9 protein-coding genes are annotated in these 18,784 nt (G+C 39.3%); 4 read left to right on the forward strand and 5 right to left on the reverse strand.

Annotated elements, in window-relative coordinates; all coding sequences use genetic code 11:
* The first annotated feature begins 808 nt into the window (after window positions 1-808).
* Together H4J65_RS00490 and nirK are read left to right on the forward strand one after the other, a co-directional pair.
* Window positions 809-3,757: a UvrD-helicase domain-containing protein gene (locus tag H4J65_RS00490; RefSeq protein WP_182194120.1), complete on the forward strand. Its 2,949-nt coding sequence runs from the start codon at window positions 809-811 to the stop codon at window positions 3,755-3,757.
* Between the two features lie 634 nt (window positions 3,758-4,391).
* Complete coding sequence (nirK, locus tag H4J65_RS00495; protein ID WP_310649891.1) at window positions 4,392-5,513, forward strand: copper-containing nitrite reductase; 1,122 nt, start codon at window positions 4,392-4,394, stop codon at window positions 5,511-5,513.
* Between the two features lie 270 nt (window positions 5,514-5,783).
* Here the strand turns inward: nirK and H4J65_RS00500 are convergent, their stop codons facing one another.
* Together H4J65_RS00500 and H4J65_RS00505 are read right to left on the reverse strand one after the other, a co-directional pair.
* Window positions 5,784-7,304, reverse strand: coding sequence for a tryptophan halogenase family protein (locus H4J65_RS00500; protein ID WP_182194123.1), 1,521 nt, complete (start codon window positions 7,302-7,304; stop codon window positions 5,784-5,786).
* 259 nt (window positions 7,305-7,563) lie between these two features.
* Window positions 7,564-10,368 (reverse strand): TonB-dependent receptor, encoded by a 2,805-nt coding sequence (locus tag H4J65_RS00505; protein ID WP_182194125.1) that lies wholly within the window; start codon window positions 10,366-10,368, stop codon window positions 7,564-7,566.
* Between the two features lie 648 nt (window positions 10,369-11,016).
* Here H4J65_RS00505 and pulA point away from each other — a divergent pair.
* Window positions 11,017-13,875, forward strand: coding sequence for a pullulanase-type alpha-1,6-glucosidase (pulA, locus tag H4J65_RS00510; RefSeq protein WP_182194128.1), 2,859 nt, complete (start codon window positions 11,017-11,019; stop codon window positions 13,873-13,875).
* 447 nt (window positions 13,876-14,322) lie between these two features.
* On the opposite strand, the gene H4J65_RS00515 is transcribed toward pulA, so the two are convergent.
* From H4J65_RS00515 to H4J65_RS00525, 3 genes are all read right to left on the reverse strand, one after another.
* Window positions 14,323-15,162 carry a protein-disulfide reductase DsbD domain-containing protein gene (locus H4J65_RS00515; RefSeq protein WP_259367456.1) on the reverse strand — a complete coding sequence of 280 codons (840 nt, stop codon included), beginning with the start codon at window positions 15,160-15,162 and terminating at the stop codon, window positions 14,323-14,325.
* A gap of 29 nt (window positions 15,163-15,191) precedes the next feature.
* Window positions 15,192-16,259 (reverse strand): thioredoxin family protein, encoded by a 1,068-nt coding sequence (locus tag H4J65_RS00520; RefSeq protein ID WP_182194131.1) that lies wholly within the window; start codon window positions 16,257-16,259, stop codon window positions 15,192-15,194.
* A gap of 106 nt (window positions 16,260-16,365) precedes the next feature.
* On the reverse strand, window positions 16,366-16,974 hold the full coding sequence (locus H4J65_RS00525; protein WP_182194135.1) for an FMN-dependent NADH-azoreductase: 609 nt from the start codon (window positions 16,972-16,974) through the stop codon (window positions 16,366-16,368).
* A gap of 133 nt (window positions 16,975-17,107) precedes the next feature.
* Here H4J65_RS00525 and H4J65_RS00530 point away from each other — a divergent pair, with 133 nt between their 5' ends.
* On the forward strand, window positions 17,108-18,478 hold the full coding sequence (locus H4J65_RS00530; RefSeq protein ID WP_182194138.1) for a PLP-dependent aminotransferase family protein: 1,371 nt from the start codon (window positions 17,108-17,110) through the stop codon (window positions 18,476-18,478).
* The last annotated feature ends 306 nt before the right edge of the window (window positions 18,479-18,784 follow it).

Genomic DNA, 18,784 nt, shown 5'->3' on the forward strand with positions numbered 1-18,784 from the left:
TGAAGGGGCGAACAACATTATGTAAAAATGGACCGGGTCGAATACGGGCTGTTTTATACATGGCTGCGATTGTTGCCACTAAATATAATCCTGATATTAAGATTCAATATGAACGTTTATTGAAGACAGGAAAAACAAAAATGCAGGCGCTGGCGCTGCAATGAGAAAGTTAGTACAGATTTGTTTTGGGGTGTTAAAGCACCAAAGCGAATACCGATCTCAAGCAATTTAAATGAGTGTTTGAAATCGGTATAGAGAGATGGTATCTACAAAGTGCCTACGGGTGGTCATTTGGCGTTGTGTGCAGGGGTTTTTGTGAGTTTTGTATGATTTTTTGTGAATTTCTTTTGATTTTTGTAGGATGGACTTTAGTCTGTCAACTGCTTAGCGGGAAATTAACGAGATGGGTTAACAAACAGCTATCGCGGGTATTATTTTTTCGGTGTTTGTGCTGTTGACGGTTAAATTTCATTTAACTTGATGGACTAAAGTCCAACCTACAAGGGTTTGCGGGTGAATATTTGGCGTTGGGCGTTTGGTTGTGATTTTTCTTGTGATTTTTGTAGGATGGACTTTAGTCTGTCAACTGCTTAGCGGGAAATTAACGAGGTGGGTTAACAAACAGCTATCACGGGTAATATTTTTTTTCGGTATTTGTGCTGTTGACGGTTAAATTTCATTTAACTTGATGGACTAAAGTCCAACCTACAAAGTGCCTAGTGCTTTTTATTTCTACCTGTTTACATGACTAATGTTAGAATAAGTTCTTTCCCTGTTTTCTCTCTCCAGTGTTAGGTTTTTGTTGTAAATGAAATATATCCCTTCAAGTGTTTTTGGCCGTTTTATAGGTAAAAACACGACAATTAATATCAATGAAATTGGCTTGTCTTTTGATGTTGAAAACAATTTAATCGAAATTAAATGGCAAGATCTTCTAGCCCCTCCGATGTTTTGTATCAGTTTTTTTGGGCAAATTGTTACCTTAAAAACGGCTAATAAAAGCTATGTTCTTACTATGCTAGCTTATAGTTCAAGGCTTATGCAGCAGGGCCATTGTCAGCAACTCTGGGTCGGGGCTAACATGCAACGGCTTGACACCTTATTAAGTGCGATAAAAAAAATCACCCATGAGCAATATCTACGACAATCGACTATTAAACGCGTTCAATCAACCGTTAATCAAGAGTTTACGCGTTGGTTTCCTTGGATAAACAAGAGTAAAGCAAAAGCAATAGTGACTGAAAAACTGCAATTGCTTAACCATTACCAACATTGGCAAGCGCAGGATATAGATGATTGTCGTGAACGCTATATCAAGCGGCAGCTGCAAGTTCATCAACACTTTTTTGATGATGTTGAGTCTAATCCTTTAACATTACATCAGCGTCGAGCTTGTATTATCGACAATGATAATAATTTGCTGTTAGCGGGCGCTGGCACAGGCAAAACCAGTGTTATGGTGGGGCGGGCCGGGTATTTACTTAATAGCCAACAAGCGCAGCCTAGTGAAATGTTATTACTGGCTTATGGCCGTAAAGCCGCTGACGAAATGGATGAAAGAATAAAAGACAAACTGGCGACTACTGAAATAAGTGCGACAACTTTTCATAGTTTAGGCCTAAATATTATTGCTCAGGTGGAAGGGGTTAAACCTAGCTTGTCGGTATTAGCGACAGATGAAAAAACTAAGGCTAAGTGGATCCAAAGCTGTTTTGAACGCTTAATTGATCAGCATGCTCAGTATCGATATTTACTCATCGAATATTTCACTCAGTACTATTACGTTGAGCGAAACGATTTTGATTTTAATAGCTTAGGTGAGTACTACCAATATTTAACCGACAACGATATTCGGAGTTTAAAAGGCGATAAAGTTAAAAGTTTTGCTGAGCTCACTATTGCCAATTGGTTATTTAATCACGGTATAGAATACCAATATGAGGCTAGCTATGCACACAAGCTAAAAACCATAGCGCGTAAGCAATATCAACCAAACTTTTTTCTGCCTGAATTGAATGTTTATATTGAATATTACGCTATAGATGAGCAAGGCAATACCGCGCCTTTTATTGATAAAAAGGCCTACCATGAGGCGATAACATGGAAGCGCAATACTCATCAGCATTATCAAACCCCTTGTCTTGAATTAAGCTACGCGCAGCATAAACAAGGTCGGTTAATTAGCGCGTTAGCCGCGTTTTTTACTCGCCAAAAAATTGCCGTTGAAGTACTGCCTGATGAAGCGATACTGGAAAGTTTAAAAGAAAGTGGACGAATAACCGTACTCGCTAGCTTGTTTTATCAGTTAGTTGGGCTTTATAAAGCGGCTGATGTCGACTCAAGCTTAGAGGCCGCGTTAGAGCATAGCTTAAAAGATAAGGTTATTGCCCATTCTGCTGATCCACAGCAAACCGCCAAGGCACTGGTGTTACTTAAGCCCATTTTAACTGCCTATGAAGCCCATTTAAAACGCCAAGCAGAAATTGATTTTGAAGATATGATCAATAAAGCGCTAGTTTATGTTCAAACGGGGCAATTTAAATCGCCGTGGCGTTATATTATGGTGGATGAATTTCAAGATATATCAGCGCCACGGGCGCGATTAGTTAAAGCATTACGTGATAATAATAATGCCTGTTCAATTTTTGCCGTTGGTGACGACTGGCAAGCTATTTATCGTTTTAGTGGTGCAGACCTGAGGTTAACCACAGGTTTTGCTAATTATTTTGGCGCCACCACGCAATCAGTATTAGATAAAACCTTTCGTTTTAATAATCAAATTGGCAAAGTCGCCAGCAATTTTATTGGTAAAAATCCGGCACAAATTCATAAAAAAATTAACGCATTTAAACAGGTTCAAGCTCCTGCGGTTTCACTGCTGAAACGTGAGAATGCGGCTTTTAACTCATCAAATAAAAATGTCATTGATGAGCTGGAAAATGGCGCGGTTGATGAGGCTTTAGCCGCTATTTCAGCTAAAGTATCTCAGCCAGTGAGTGTTTACTTACTAGCGCGTTTTTGGTTTCAGTTACCCAGTAAAGCAGCGTTAAAGCAGTTAAATAATCAATACTCGCTATTAAACATTGAAGCGCAATCTTTTCATGCTTCAAAAGGTAAAGAGGCTGATTATGTGATTATTATCGGACTGAAAAAAGGTGCGCATGGCTTTCCTTCTGAAAAAGCAACGCCCGCACTGCTTGATGCACTGCTCGCTAAAAAAGAAGCTTTTGCTTATGCAGAAGAGCGGCGTTTATTTTATGTCGCGCTAACCAGGGCTAAAGACAGAGTTTATATTATTGCCGATATGAGCAATGCTAGTTGCTTTGTTAAAGAGCTTATCGATGAACATAGCCTTGACCTTGAGCTGGATGAATTTGGCAGTGCAGTCAGCCAAGCATTTATTGATGAGCTAAATTGTCTGGTTTGTGAAACCGGCAGATTAAAAAAACGCGCCAGTCAGTATGGCGCTTTTTATTCCTGTTCACACTTTCCGCGCTGCGAGCATACAGAACAACCTTGCGCTAACTGTGCAAGCCCCATGAGCCAAAAACGTCATAAAGGCTTTAAAATTTGTTTAAATCCATCATGTCAAAATGTCATACCCACTTGTGAAAAATGTAATGCAGAGATGGTGTTACGTTCCAGTAAAAATGGCGAATTTTGGGGCTGTAGAAACTATAAAGGTAATGATCCTATGAGTTGTAAAAATGGTATTGATGGCTCAAAAATAAACTGGCCTGAAGTAGCAGCTGAATAAAGTTGGCAGCATCTCAATAAATATGGCAACACCCAATAGGCAAAATCAACTAAAGTTGGAAGCTCACTATGCTATGTGTTGAGCGGAAGCTAGTTATCGGTTACCTCTTAGGTCAGCGGACTAAAATTTATCTCAATATATAGTCCGCTTATCCACCATAGTCATTGAGTTACCATGAAATCAAATACCGGTCTGAATTACTGATGCTCGTTTTAAACACTCTATTGCATTAAAAATCTTAATAGAGAATTAATTATCGTAATTTATCCACAACAACCCCCTCTGTTAGCTTTTTTTGGCGACAAGTTGAAGTCAACCTCACTTGTTGAGGTTTTGGTGTGAGGTAAGCTATTTCATTCAGTATGTCTTGTTCAGTATGTATTTTTCAGTATGTCTTGCCGAGTTTCGAGTTAGGTATATTCCAAATGTTTTTATGCTTAGTTGCTGTCTATTTTCATTTTTCTGATGGCGACACTACGGCAATGTTGTAAAAAGCATTACCAATGTCGTTTAAATGATTTAGATGTGTCAATGGCTCTTTTGATCTAAATCAATGATATATAAAAGTTTTGAGGTATGGTTACGACTTAGCGTTGGTTAGAACGTAATTGATAATAAACCTTGGAGACATAATGTGAATCCTTTTAAAAAATTAGCCCTAAGTATCGCAGTCACTACAACACTGGTAACCTTTTCGGCAGGGTCATATGCTGGTGAGACACTTGATACGGCTAAAGTAGGCCTTGCATCACAGGCGCAAGGACTTGAGCGCGTAACACAAATATTAGTAGCACCACCATTTTTACCTAAGCATGAGCAAGTGGCTAAGGGTGGCCCTAAAATTATTGCCATGACCATGGAAGTGGTTGAAAAAGAGATGGAAATATCACCAGGCGCATTTGTCCAAGCAATGACCTTTGAAGGTTCAAACCCGGGTCCAATGATTGTCGCGCATGTAGGGGATTATGTGGAGCTAACCCTGAAAAATCCTAAAACAAATACACTGCTCCATAACATAGATTTTCATGCGGCAACAGGTGCTTTGGGTGGGGGTGCTTTAACTGATGTATCTCCTGGCGAACAAGTTGTACTTCGTTTTAAAGCCACTAAAGCGGGTGTGTTTGTTTATCATTGTGCACCAGGTGGTGTAATGATTCCATTCCATATTGTTTCAGGTATGAATGGCGCTATTATGATTTTACCTCGTGAAGGTTTAAAAGATGAAAAGGGTCAACCTGTAAGCTATGACAAAGCCTATTATATCGGCGAGCAAGATTGGTATGTGCCTAAAGATGACCATGGTAAATACAAACGTTATAACTCACCGGCAGAGGGCATGGCTGAAACTATGGCTGTAATGCGAGGTTTAATTCCGACACATATTACCTTTAATGGCAAAGTGGGTGCTTTAACGGGGGAAAATGCCATGACAGCCAAAGTGGGGGAAACGGTTTTATTCCTACATTCAGAAGCAAATCGTGACACCCGTATCCATTTGATTGGTGGTCACGGCGATCTTGTATGGCCAGGTGGTTCATTTAATGACACACCGATCACTAATCAAGAAACATGGTCAGTACTTGGCGGTTCAGCTGTAGCAGCAATGTATACCTTTAAACAACCTGGTAGTTATGCTTATGTTAACCATAACTTAATTGAAGCCGTTATGTTGGGCGCTTTAGCGCATGTATCGGTAGAAGGAAAATGGAATAATGATTTAATGGAACAGGTTTCTAAACCTAGTCCTATTAAATAAAACCTAGTAGTGAAACTGAACAATAAGCTTTAGAAAAAGTTATGATGAAATCTATTTTAGTCATGATGCTATTTTTTTTAGGTGCTGCAAGTGCCACGTCCACAGAAGTAGAACAACGGATTGCATACACCTCATGAAGATATGTTTAAGCGGTAAATTTGTTAATTCACCGCTTTTTTAAACGATAGCTTTGTTAGACTATTATTTTTTAAGTTACTGGTTTTTAAGTTATAGGTTTTTAAGTTATAGGTTTGTTGTTACCAAACACGCTTATAGTGAACGTAAAAAATCATCATGGCTTGGCATAGTTTCTACCGTGCGATTGATTAATATTTTTAAGTTTTTCATTAAATCGTCTACCTGTTCTTCTGATAAGGTATCCACTAATGGGTGATAATCTTCGGGTATATTACCTTGACCTATCATGACTTGTTGCCATGCTGTTTCAGTAAATAAATCGTCAGGCTGACAAAATACTTTCCCTGTTTTTTTGAATAACTGAATTTTATTCATTAATGACTTAGGTACATCCATGCGCTGACAAGCCCGCCAAAATTCACTATCGCGGCGGTTATTAAGTTTGTAATGTAAAATAATGAAATCGCGAATACCTTCAGACTCCACCTTTGATTGACGATTGAATTCGTTAACTTCTTCAAGGTTAATACCGTAGTGAGGAAAAAATTTAACTAAGCGCGTGGCAGCCATTTGAATTAAGTGAATATTAGTGGCTTCTAAGGGTTCAAAAAAGCCACTAGATAAACCAATGGCAATAACATTTTTATTCCATTGCTTACGGCGGCGACCGGTTTTAAATGAGATTATTTTTGGCTCGGCTAGCGGTTTACCGTCAATGTTTTTGAGTAATAACGCTTTAGCCTCTTCATCACTCATGTGTTTACTGGCATAAACTAAGCCATTCCCTGTTCTATGTTGCAGTGGAATGTGCCATTGCCAGCCAACTTTATGGGCAGTTGAGCGGGTGTAAGCTTCAATATTATCGGTTTTTTCACAAGGTACGGCGATGGCACGATCACAGGGCAACCAGTGAGAGTAGTCGTCATAACCGGTACTGAGTGTTTTTTCTATTAAAATAGCCGCTAGGCCCGTACAGTCAATAAATAAATCACCGCTAATACTGGTGCCATCTTCAAGTGTTACGCTGTTGATATCGCCTGATTTATGATCTTGCGCTATGTCGGTAATCGTTCCTTCAATGCGCCTTACCCCTAAGTCCTCTGCGTGTTTACGTAAAAATTTAGCGTATAAACCGGCATCAAAGTGATAAGCGTAGGCTAACCCAGGTAAATTGGTATTGGGAATGTGTTTAATTGGCGCGAACTTACCTTGCTTAGCGGCTTGGTAGTTTAAGGAATAATCCCAGAAACTGTTACCGTCAATATTGTCGCTGCCACTTTGTAATTGTTGATGTTTTTGCCAGAAATGATGAAAATCACAGAAAGGGAATTTTTTACCTATGCTGCCAAAAGCATGCATATAGCGCTCACCGTCTTGATGCCAGTGATTAAATTCTATCCCCAGTTTCATTGTGCCTTTAGTGGCTTTAATAAACGCTTTTTCATCAATGCCAATAGCGCTGTTAAAGTTAACGATAGGAGGTATGGTGGCTTCACCCACACCAACAATGCCAATTTTATCTGATTCAACTAAAGTAATATTGAGGGTTTTACCTAGTACTTTTGCGAGTAGTGAAGCTGTCATCCATCCAGCGGTACCACCACCGACAATAACGATATTTTTTATCTGACCTTGAGTGTTATTTTTATGCATAATATTTCTCGAGCGTGATAGCAGTGTAGGTTAATTAATACCAATCTCACTCATTATCTGATCATTTTTACTGGTTAAAATAACCCACTACTGCGTTATTTATTTAATAATTAGAACAACTAGTTATTAAAATAAATGCCTTGTATTTGGCCATTTTTCCTGCGTATAAAGTAGACCACCTAATTAATGAAATTGGTATAAAAAAGCCCTTGCAAGAGATTATCACAAGGGCTTTACTTTATCGCACTAGACTAAAAAATTACATTTTGTAGCTAAAGCCTAATAAATAAGAGCTACCGTAGTCTTGGTAATCACGGACTTGTAGTGCATTGTCACCTTGTAATGAGGTGAATGGCTCTTCAGTTAAGTTATAACCTTGTAAGAAGATAGATAAACCTTCTAAGCTTTCAAAACCACCTTCAGCGAAGTCATAACCAATTTGTGCATCAACAATAGTTTCACCCACAATATCAACTTGTACTGTATTGAAACCTAGGCCGTAAACATCACCTTTAAAGGCATCACGTTTACGCATACTGGCACGAGCAGAGAAACCATTTTTATCGTAATAAAAGGTCGCACTGGTAATACTTTTAGATAAACCAGGTAACTCGTAGTCATTATCATTTTGATCTTTCATATCAGATTCAATGCCAGTATAACTCGCAATAAGTCCGAAACCATCAAGATGCTCTGTTAGCATGTTAAGAGGTAAAGTTGCCGATAATTCATAACCCCAAAGTGTGCCTTCGCCACCATTGACTTTACCATTACCCGTACCTGATGTTGTTGCGGGTATTTCACCTGTAGCTGGGTTTGCTACGCCAGTCATATCCACGGCGTAACTACCATCAAAGATCCAGTTTTGTAAATCTTTGTGGAAAAGAGCTACGGAAAAGTAACCTTCAGCACTGAAGTAATTTTCATAAGATAAATCAAGTCCAATGGCTTCTTTTGGCTCAAGTGAAGGGTTACCACCTGAGACACTCCAGTAGTTACCTTCGGTATCGGGTTGTTGATTATATGAGGCGTTAAATGACGCATTCATTTCATCTAAACGTGCACGAGAAATAGTTTTTGCAGCACCAAAGCGTAATGTTTGAGTATCGTCAATTTGCATTGACAAGTTTACACTCGGTAAAAAGTGACTATAGTCATGGCTCACGTCAGTCGGTTGAGTAACCACTAAACCATCAACGGTGTTAAAAGCATTACCTTGTGACGATTGGTCGGTATAAACATAACGTACACCCACATTACCGGTTAATGGCATACCCGCAATTTCAGAAGATATTTCAGCTTGTACAAAAGCAGACATTACTTTTTCATTGACCATCCAAGACTTGGTGGCATGGGTTGGATTAGTTAAGCTTTCTTGCATTAGGTTATAATAACCATCTTTGATTAAGCCCATAGTGTCATAAGCGATCATATCGCCCATACCAATAAAGTCTAAGTTAGCAGTGCCTTCACGGTATTCTTCTGGTACAACTTTCATGCCTGGATTATCAAGAGAAAAATCACTTAAGGTCATGAAATAACCTTCAGACTGTTTGGTTTTTTCACGTTCGCGATAAGCAACGCCGTAAGTAATTTCAGTGATGAAGTTTGAATCAAGCTCTTGGCTAGCAGCAAACTTTAATGACATTAGCTCATCATCAATGCTTGGGGTATTGATAAAGCCATCTTGTAATTGGTTTTCGTACTCAGTACCGGTAACGCCATATTGGTCATTTAATGCGCCACTCCAACCCCAACTTAGTGGACCGCCGAGTTGCATTAGGTTGTAGTCGCTATAATCTAAGCCGTGAGCGAAGGTAGCACCGGTATTGCCTGAGTTAAAAGTGTAACCTAAGTCATCACCAGCACCTCGACTATCACCACGACCCGTACCAGCATAACTTTCAACACTGTACACATCACGTTCAACTTTTGAATAAGCCACATCAAAATCTAATGTCCAACCATCCGTTACGGCCCAGTTAGTATTAAAACCTAATGACATTAATTGTGCTTCACGTTCTTCATAGTCATTACGTACTACAACGCGTTGATCTTGTGTGATTGCACTGGTAACAAAGCCTGTTGCCGCGTCAATTACCGCGGTATCAGCCGAAATAGAACCTTGACCCCATGCGAAAGGTATTTCAATACCACGTAAAATTTTAGTATCTAAAAAGTCGACATAAAGTGCATCAAAGGTCATTTTTATGTCATCGGTTGGCGTAGCTTCAATCACTAACATAGCTGAGTCACGCTCTAAGTTAGATGAGCGAACGAATGGCTTAGCACCACCTAAGATAGAACCTTTTGAGCCATCTTCATATTCAAATTCAGGATAACCCCATGCATTCCAACGCTTTTCTTGGTTAGGCGAGGCCATGGTGGTGTAGGCAAAAGCGACACCTAAGGTATCATCAGCAAATTGATCCATATAGAAGAACGTGCCTTTTAAACCATCATTATCACCATCAGGGTTTAACTTATCAAAACTGGTTTTTTCATAGGTACCATTAAATTGAATAACACGACCGTCTTGGTCTAACGGTTTAATGGTTTGTAAATCGATTACACCGGCGATACCTTCACCTTCAAGGCTAGCATTGGGTGTTTTATAAACGGTAACGCCGCTCATAATTTCAGAGGGGTACAGGTCAAATTCAACGCCGCGGTTATCACCAATAGACACTTGCTCACGACCATTTAAGGTGGTGCCACTTTCATTTTCGCCAAAACCACGAATACTTACTTTGCTCGCACGGCCATCAATACGCTGCGCTGCTAGGCCCGGTAAACGAGCAATTGATTCAGCAATTGAAGAATCTGGCAATTTACCTATATCTTCTGCTGAAATAGCCTCAACTACGTTTGATGAATAACGCTTAAGGTTGATAGATTCGACAATACTTTTACGAAAGCCACTAACTTGAATGACTTCAATTTCTTTTTCGTCATTCTTTTTCGCTGCGGCGACTTCTTCAGCAGCAAACGTTGGTGTGCTTAAGGCGATAAGGCCACTTGAAATTAACGCTAACGTCATTTTACTTGGTTTAAAATTTAACATTGAAAGGTTCCCCTGGCTGATTCTTAATTAATTTTTATAAGCCATTTTCCCATGAGCTTAATTAATTTTTATAAGCTATTTTCCCATTAGCTTAATAATTATATTTTTTATTAGTCTTGTCATGTCATGTCATCTGGTTAAATAAAGCTAAACAGACGGCCATTTCTGAACAACTTTAATATAAAGCGCTGACTGGCAGATGAATAGCGTATGCATACGTATTCACTCGGTGTATTTATCCAAAAAATCGATTGAATACGTATGCAACGACAGTTATTAAAATAAGTAAGTCACTCTGTTGATGAGGGTGTTGATGAGAATGCTGATGAGAAACTAAATAACGCGGTATAAGTTGTTTTAGTCCGATCAGATACTTGCTTAAGCTAGGCCATTTTATGGTTGCGTCAACGTCATAGCAATAAGCTGATTTAATTGATACAGCCCAAACTATACTGCTCAAATTAACCTGACTGATTGAAGTTGCATCGAGCAGCTTCAATGATACTCAGTAGCCATATATTAGCCATACAGTCGCCATACTAGCGGGTAATATTAAACTGAATACGTATGCAAAATAGCAAAATGGGTTTTTTTATATGCCCTTAACAAGTAAGTTAAGGGCAAGGAAAACTTACTTGATTGGTTACAATGAAAAAGCACTATAGATCACTTTTTATTTATGCATCATGTTTTGCTGCGCTACTGTTAACGGCTTGCAGTGAACAGTCGAAAAAGAGCAATTCGCTTGCAGCGGTAGCTGAAGCAAACTCACTTGTACCTGCTGAGCTAGTGGCTCAAGCGAGTGATAGTTCAGTTCACTGGCTAACGCCAAATTTATTGGTTATGCCTAAAGCTAACCAACAGGTACTTTACCAGTTACTCAAGCTAGCAAAAACAGATTTTGCGGCCCTTGATTTATTAGCGGTTAATTTGCCTGATTATTTAATGAAAAAATTCCCACATCTTGCTGACTTTCAAGCCTATAAAGTTGAGTTGTTACCTTCGCAAGCTAAAGCGTGGTTAAAGCAGCCATTAGTGGTTGTTGGGCTGGCGCAAAATAAGCAAATACAAGATGTGCATTTCGTACAAACGGGCGCGGTGTTAGACGCCCTTTATACGCAAGGTGAAAATGATGCCAATGAAGAAACAAACTTAGGCACAAAGATCACTGAAAATGACGTGAGCTTTAAGTTATGGGCTCCAACAGCGCAAAAGGTCAAATTATTACTTTTTAATGACGATTTATCTCCCTTATCAACCGCTAGCCTAACAATGCTTGAAGATACCAAGTCTGGTATTTGGTCTGTTGTCGGCGATAGCTCACTCGATGGCGCTTATTATCAATACCAAGTCACGGTTTATCATCCTCAATCAAAGCAAATAGAAACACTGATCACCACAGACCCATATTCACTTAGCTTGTCTGTTAATAGTCAGTATTCACAGGTAGTTGATTTAAATGATGCGACTACGCAACCGCTTAACTGGCAAAGCCAGACTGTGCCTAAGGTTGAAAATATTGAAGATAATATATTTTATGAAACGCACATTAGAGACTTTAGTTCTGATGATAATGCGCTGTCGAATAATAAATTTAGAGGAAAATACAAAGCGTTTAGCGAGCAAAATTCCAGTGGCATAAGCCATTTAAAGGCACTTAAAAAAGCGGGCTTAAACAATATTCATTTACTGCCCACTTACGATTTAGCCACTATTAATGAAGACGACAGTCAGTCGGTGGATATCAATGATACTCTTGCTCAAGTAAAGGTAAAAGTATGTGATATTGCGCCAACTAGCCATATTTGTAGCACTGATTTTTCTTATTTAAATGATTTCAGTGAAGAACAAAGCTTGAAATCACTACTCGCTAGTTTTGATGCTAGCAGTGCTCAAGCGCAAAAAATGGTGAGTGAACTGCGTCAATTTGATAATTTTAACTGGGGTTATGACCCTTTTCATTACACGGTACCCGAGGGGAGTTACGCACTCAGTCCAAAAGGTAAAAGCCGTTTAGTTGAGTTTCGTGAAATGGTGCAAAGTATTCACCGCCTAGGTTTTCGCGTCATTATGGATGTTGTTTATAATCATACTTATCAATTTGGTTTAAAAGAAAAGTCGGTGCTTGATAAAATTGTGCCCCATTATTATCACCGGCTTAATATCATTACCGGTGAAGTCGAACAGTCAACCTGTAACACCTGTGGCAATACCGCGACCGAGCGGGTGATGATGGCCAAGTTAATGTCAGATTCATTGGTGACTTGGGCGCGTGATTATAAAATAGATGGCTTTCGTTTTGATTTAATGGGTCATCAAACAAAAAGTGCCATGCTGGCAGCGCGAGAAGCGGTGCGAGCAGTGGATGCGGATACTTATTTTTATGGCGAAGGTTGGAACTTTGGTGAAGTTGCGAACAACACTCGTTTTGTTCAAGCGAGTCAACTAGAGCTAGGCGGCAGTGAAATTGGTACTTATAGCGACAGATTGCGTGATGCCGTGCGTGGTGGTGGTAATAATACGCGTGATTCACAAGGGCTAGGTAATGGTTTACTGATGCAGCCAAACGAACGTCAAACACAAAGTATTTCATCTCAAAAAAATAATTTGCAAGCATACCATCTTCGCATGGATCAGCTACGCATTGGTTTAACGGGGAATTTATCAAACTTTCCGCTTTATCTTATTGAGGGTAAAGCGATACTAGGCAAAGATATTCCTTATGGCGATCAGCCAACAGGCTACGCCTTAGACCCTGCTGATACTATTAATTATGTTTCAAAGCATGATAATCAAACGCTGTGGGATAACAGCCAGTATCGTTTGGCTTTTGATGTTTCAACCGCTGATCGCGTTAGAATGCATTTACAAAGCTTGTCGTTTGTTCTCTATGCTCAAGGTATTCCCTTTTTGCATATGGGCAGTGAATTTATGCGCTCAAAATCTTTTCTTAGAGACAGTTATGACTATGGCGATTGGTTTAATCGTGTTGATTTTACTCAGCATAAAAATTACTACCATGTTGGTTTGCCGCCCAGTGATAAAGACCAAGAGAACTGGCCGTTAATTAACCAAGTACGTAAAGGTCATCAAGGACGAGATCAGGTTAGCGCTCAAGACATTGGTTTTAGCGCTAAGATATTTGAAGAGATGATAGCTCTACGTATGAGCTCGCCATTATTTAGATTAACAACCGCTGAGGATATTATCGCCAAGGTGAGTTTTCTTAACCTAAGTCAGCATTCAGTGGCTAATCAAACTTTAGGTTTGTTGGTAATGAAAGTAGATGACACACTTGGCCAACGCGTTGATGAAAATGTGGAAAGTTTACTGGTGATTTTTAATACCAGTACTAAAGCACAAACATTTGCTTACCCTCAAGCTAAGGATTATCAACTGCATCCCATCCAACAAAATAGCCTGGATGCTTTACTAAAGCAGAGTAAAGCCGATGAAAACGGTTTTACTGTGCCGGCATTATCCAGTGTGGTGTTTGTTAAGTACTAACGGCTGGCATTAGGTGAGAAGCCGGGAAACCGGCTTGTTGCTCAAGTGGGTGGATTTTTTATCTTGAAGATCAAAGCCCGAAGTTAAGGTGGCGATCTCAAACAAGCCGGCTAGATTAAAGCCAATAGCATTCATCAATAATATTAAAGTCGCCATAACCCTAGGGCTTTGTAACTGAAATCCCTAACTAATTTGATGCCCCAACACTCGTAATCCTAAGATCACCCACCTAATAAAACACAGACAAAAACCGTACTAAGGGAGTAAGCTATCGCTCCTCTTTTGGCCTGTTTTTCAGAAATCTGACGTGAAAGGCTTAATGTTTTTAAACTTAAAATGGTGAACACACAGGGCATCACATTTAATAATAAACCAGCTAACATAGCCCCAAGCAAAGCGGTTATGCCAAGTGACCATGTATTTTGGTTTTGGCTTGGGCAATGGTTATTACTGTTTACTGTTTACTGGGAACGAGACATGCTCAGTGTTATCTGCTTTAAAACTTAAGGCAATACCATTATCTAGCACTAATACGCCCTGAAATAACGAGCCAAATTCATCGCCAACTTGAGTTTGCATCGTCAGCAAACCATCATGATGAATAAAGGCTTGCGGAGCATTATTTATTATCATGTTATTGATAACAGGATAAATATGCGCGTTGCTACTTGCTATTGAACTAGGTAAAGGCAAAGAAAGTGTAAAGCGTTTTTCATCTGAGGAAAACTGTCCTTTTGAGTCTAATGGCTTGGGTAATTTGTCGCGCCATTGATTGAATTTAGCCTGATTATTATCACTAGTGCCATTACCCACAACGAATGTGGTTGCAACTTTTTGCTGCTCAGGCATACAGCTTATTGGGCTACAGGCTAAGTAACTGATATCAAGTTTTACGGTGATTTTTGTACCCATAGCAATACTTTTATCAATCGTTAGCGGTGCAAGCAGAACGAATTCATCGTGATAAATATAATTCATAAAATTTCTGGTCATAAGCTGACTTGGCGCAGGATATTGAACCTTTGCTATGCTAACCCCTTTGGGTAACTGCCAATCATAACTCGCAGGAAATCCTGCATCACCAGGGTTACGCCAGTAACCATGCCATCCTTTACGTGGTTTCATGATTAACGCTAACGTTTGTGTCTGCTCTGGGGCAGGTTTATCTGATGCCACAAGCATAGAAATAGCAATGAGTTTCTGTCTTTCACTGGCTTGTGTGTTCATGACGTTTGATGAGCAGATCAAGATGATAAACCATGGGATGACTTGAATAATATGTTTCATACTGTCCTTATATTGCTAAATTACTGGGTTTACTTAAGTTTTGAAATAATGTGTAAAGCCGCGGCAAAATCATCATCTTGAATGGAAGACTTTAGACTTATTTTTCCGTTAGCATCTATCAGGATAATAGTAGGAAGCTGGTTGACATCAAACTGAGTAAACAAGTTACCTGTTTTGTCAAATACAATGGGCAAGGTTGTTTTATAACTCTTTCGGTAATCCTGCAAATCGGCAACAGATGACCATAAGTTAGTTGAAATGTTTATCCACTGAATATTCGATTTTTTTGATTTACTCTCTAAGAGTTCACGAACCTGTTTACAGGCTTTAGAGGTTTTAGGCTCTGTTTCTTCTAAATACCATTCACACCAAGGGCCAAAGAAGACTAAGCCCACTTTTTTACTCTTAGGTCTATTAAAGGGTATATCGATAAGTACATCATCAATGGAAGATAAGGAAAGGTTTGCTACCGTATCACCCTGTTTATAACCCGAGTCGTTAACGATAAAAGTAGGGTTACTTACTGGCTGATTATTGACTTTTTCGGCTACTAGCTTGTTCAATGCTTGATGAAATTTTTCATCATCTTTGTGTCCAAAGTAAGCAAATTTTCCACGTTTATCGATTAATAAATGCTGGGGAGTTACACGTAAATTAAATGCACGGGCTAGCTTGCCATCATCAATCGTTATTGGCATCGTCAAGTGCATTTTTTCTCGAAAGGCATTGACTGATTTTAGATTGTCACTGATGCCAGTATTCACGGCAATGACCTGAACTTTTTCACCATACTTTGTATAAATGGCTTCAAAGCCTGGCATTTGTTGACGACAAGGCACACACCAAGTTGCCCAAAATTTAATATAAACTGGTTTTTTACCATAAACATTGGCTAAATCTATCGTCTGGCCGTCAATGGTGACAATCGTCATTTGAGGGGCTAAAGTGCCGACTAAAGACTGGCCTGCGGATTTGGCTCTTCGTTCTCCATCAGCTGAATAATCTTCAGCTTCTGCCTGTACAAAGTGCGTGCTTGATATTAGGCATAATAATGCCAGTAATGTTGCTTTGATCGATAAATAAATACGGGTATTCATATAAACTTCCTAGCTTAGTAATATTTAGTAATGTTCAGTAATTAAAATTTAAGTGATTTTGACAAAATAGGTACGGGCCTTGCTCAAATAATATTTGCATCAAGGCTTAAGAAAAGTGAGTAACTAAATGCTCACAAATTTCTCGCTTTAATTTATCTATCTGCGGTTGTACTAAGTTGTGACTTAACGCAGTACCTTCGAGGGCAAAAAAATGCATATTTTTAAGGCCAATTGTCCCTAATACTTCCTTCATATAAGGTGTAAAAAAGTCGGGTTGAGTAGCGTTTGCATTTAAAAAAAAGCCGCCTGATGAAATCAGAATATACACCGGCTTATCGTTTAATAGCGCTTGTTTGCCAGTTGCAGTAATCTCAAAGGTTTTTCCTGCTCTAACAACATGGTCTATCCAGCTTTTTAAGCTTGAAGGTAAAAAGTAGTTATGCATCGGAGAGGCGATAATCACAACATCAGCAAACTCAAGAGATGCAATCAATCGATCTGAAAGGGCTAAGCTTCCTTGATTTGTGTCGTGTGGCTGATGACCAGTACACACTGCATCGGCGTAAAGGCTATCTACATGTGGAAGCCTAGTTGCATCAAAATACTCTACTTCAATAGTGTTAATACTGGCTAACTGTTTTAGCATGGTTTGCGCTAAATTATAGCTGGAAGACTTTTGTTGCTGCGCACTACAAGTGATCACTAATACGTTCATATTTCTCTCTAAAATTAGGTATCTTCATCTATTGGTTTCACCCATGAAGGCTTGTATGATACTAGTAAATATGGCTCTAAAAAAGAGCCATGAATTTACTTTTTTTATAGACCATATTAAAGATGAGAAATTAATGGCTAAAATCCTGGCTTATCAAAAAGTGTATCAACGAATTCATGCTGCTATTTTGCAAGGTATATTAAAGCCGGGTGAGCGGATCCCAGCCGCTCGAGTGCTCTCAAAAGAAATGGGCGTTGCGCGCGGTACCGTAGAAGAAGGTTATGCGATATTAAAAGCCGAGGGCTATATTGAGTCTAGTGGTCAAGCTGGAACACGGGTCAGTGAAAAGTTACTTACGCCATCCAAAATTGAAAAACCTAAGGTTAATACCCGCCAGCCAGGGTTTACGGGTGAAATTCAAACAGCTCAGCTTTTACCTTTTCAACTCGGTATTCCTGCCTTAGATGCTTTTCCCAGAAAAGCCTGGTCAAGAATGGCCGCCCGATGTGCGCGAAATATTAATAAGGACGATCTAGCATATCCTTGTGCTTACGGGCTGGCGCCATTAAGAACCTCAATAGCACAATATTTACAGCTTTCTCGAGGAGTACAATGTGATCCAACGCAGGTATTTATCACCTCTGGCTATGTCAATTCAATCAACTGGATCACCCAAGTGCTTTTAAATGCTCAGTCTACCATTGCCATAGAAGATCCGGGTTATCCACTCACGGCAAAGATATTAAAGGCTAAGTTCTCACATATTGTCTCAGTACCAGTTGATGAAGAGGGTATTAATCTTCCATCAAACATTGCAGCCGATGTGGTTATAGTTACACCCACTCATCAAAGTCCAACCTGTGTTTCGTTATCTTTGCAGCGCAGACAAGCATTATTAGATTGGGCAAATAGACATCAAAGCTGGATTATTGAAGATGACTATGACGGTGAATATCGCCATACCGGACTGCCATTACCGGCATTAAAAAGTTTAGATAGCCAAGACAGAGTGGTTTATTCAGGCACCTTTAGTAAGGTGCTTGTTCCAAGTTTACGCATAGCCTACATTGTGGTGCCTAAAACTAAGGTCCAAGCTTTTGAGCAATGTGCTGAACTTTATGCTGGCAATGTTGCTGCGCTCACTCAAGCTTGTGTATTAGCTTTTATCGAGGAAGGGCAGCTGTCACGACATATTCAACGGATGAGAAAATTATATCGAGAACGCCGAGAGTTAACTGCCAGAGTATTTAAGCAAATTTTGGGTGATAAAATTTCGATAGAAAATCAACCTGGAGGCATGCACATGATAGTAAAACTTAACAATCCAGATATAAATGATGTTGAGCTATCAAACAAAATGATGGCTGCGGGTTTATTTGCTCAGGGGTTATCACAATGGTCATCAAGACCTGTGCATCCAAGTCTCATTCTAAGTTTTACTAACATCTGTACAGAAGAAGAGTGTAAAAAACTGGTATATAAAATAAAAGCAATTGGCATTTAAACCGAAAAGGCTACTTTTATTTTTGATAGGTAAGCTAACAATTTATTTATTCAACTCATGTTTTAAGCCTGGTTGATTGCAATACTGCCACCTTTTAGCATCAGCCTTTTTACTTCAAAGTGATAACTTCAAAGTGATAATTTCAAAGAGTAACTTCAAAGAATAAAACGCAATAATTTAACCCCGTGTTATGACATTTCATGCTGCCTTTAAAGGTTGAATGCGGTAGCTTTTTTCATTTTAAGCTATTTTGGCAGATATTTTAATCATCAGGGCTTTCTCTAATCCTAGCTTAATCTGTGCTTA

It is taken from the genome of Colwellia sp. MB02u-9 (assembly GCF_014077085.1).
Lineage (GTDB): Bacteria > Pseudomonadota > Gammaproteobacteria > Enterobacterales > Alteromonadaceae > Cognaticolwellia.

Bases quoted from the DNA above. Each gene is read 5' to 3' on its own strand.
- H4J65_RS00490 (WP_182194120.1), top strand. From the start codon at position 809: ATGAAATATATCCCTTCAAGTGTTTTTGGCCGTTTTATAGGTAAAAAC.
- H4J65_RS00500 (WP_182194123.1), bottom strand. From the start codon at position 7,304: ATGCATAAAAATAACACTCAAGGTCAGATAAAAAATATCGTTATTGTC.
- H4J65_RS00505 (WP_182194125.1), bottom strand. From the start codon at position 10,368: ATGTTAAATTTTAAACCAAGTAAAATGACGTTAGCGTTAATTTCAAGT.
- pulA (WP_182194128.1), top strand. From the start codon at position 11,017: ATGAAAAAGCACTATAGATCACTTTTTATTTATGCATCATGTTTTGCT.
- H4J65_RS00515 (WP_259367456.1), bottom strand. From the start codon at position 15,162: ATGAAACATATTATTCAAGTCATCCCATGGTTTATCATCTTGATCTGC.
- H4J65_RS00520 (WP_182194131.1), bottom strand. From the start codon at position 16,259: ATGAATACCCGTATTTATTTATCGATCAAAGCAACATTACTGGCATTA.
- H4J65_RS00525 (WP_182194135.1), bottom strand. From the start codon at position 16,974: ATGAACGTATTAGTGATCACTTGTAGTGCGCAGCAACAAAAGTCTTCC.
- H4J65_RS00530 (WP_182194138.1), top strand. From the start codon at position 17,108: ATGGCTAAAATCCTGGCTTATCAAAAAGTGTATCAACGAATTCATGCT.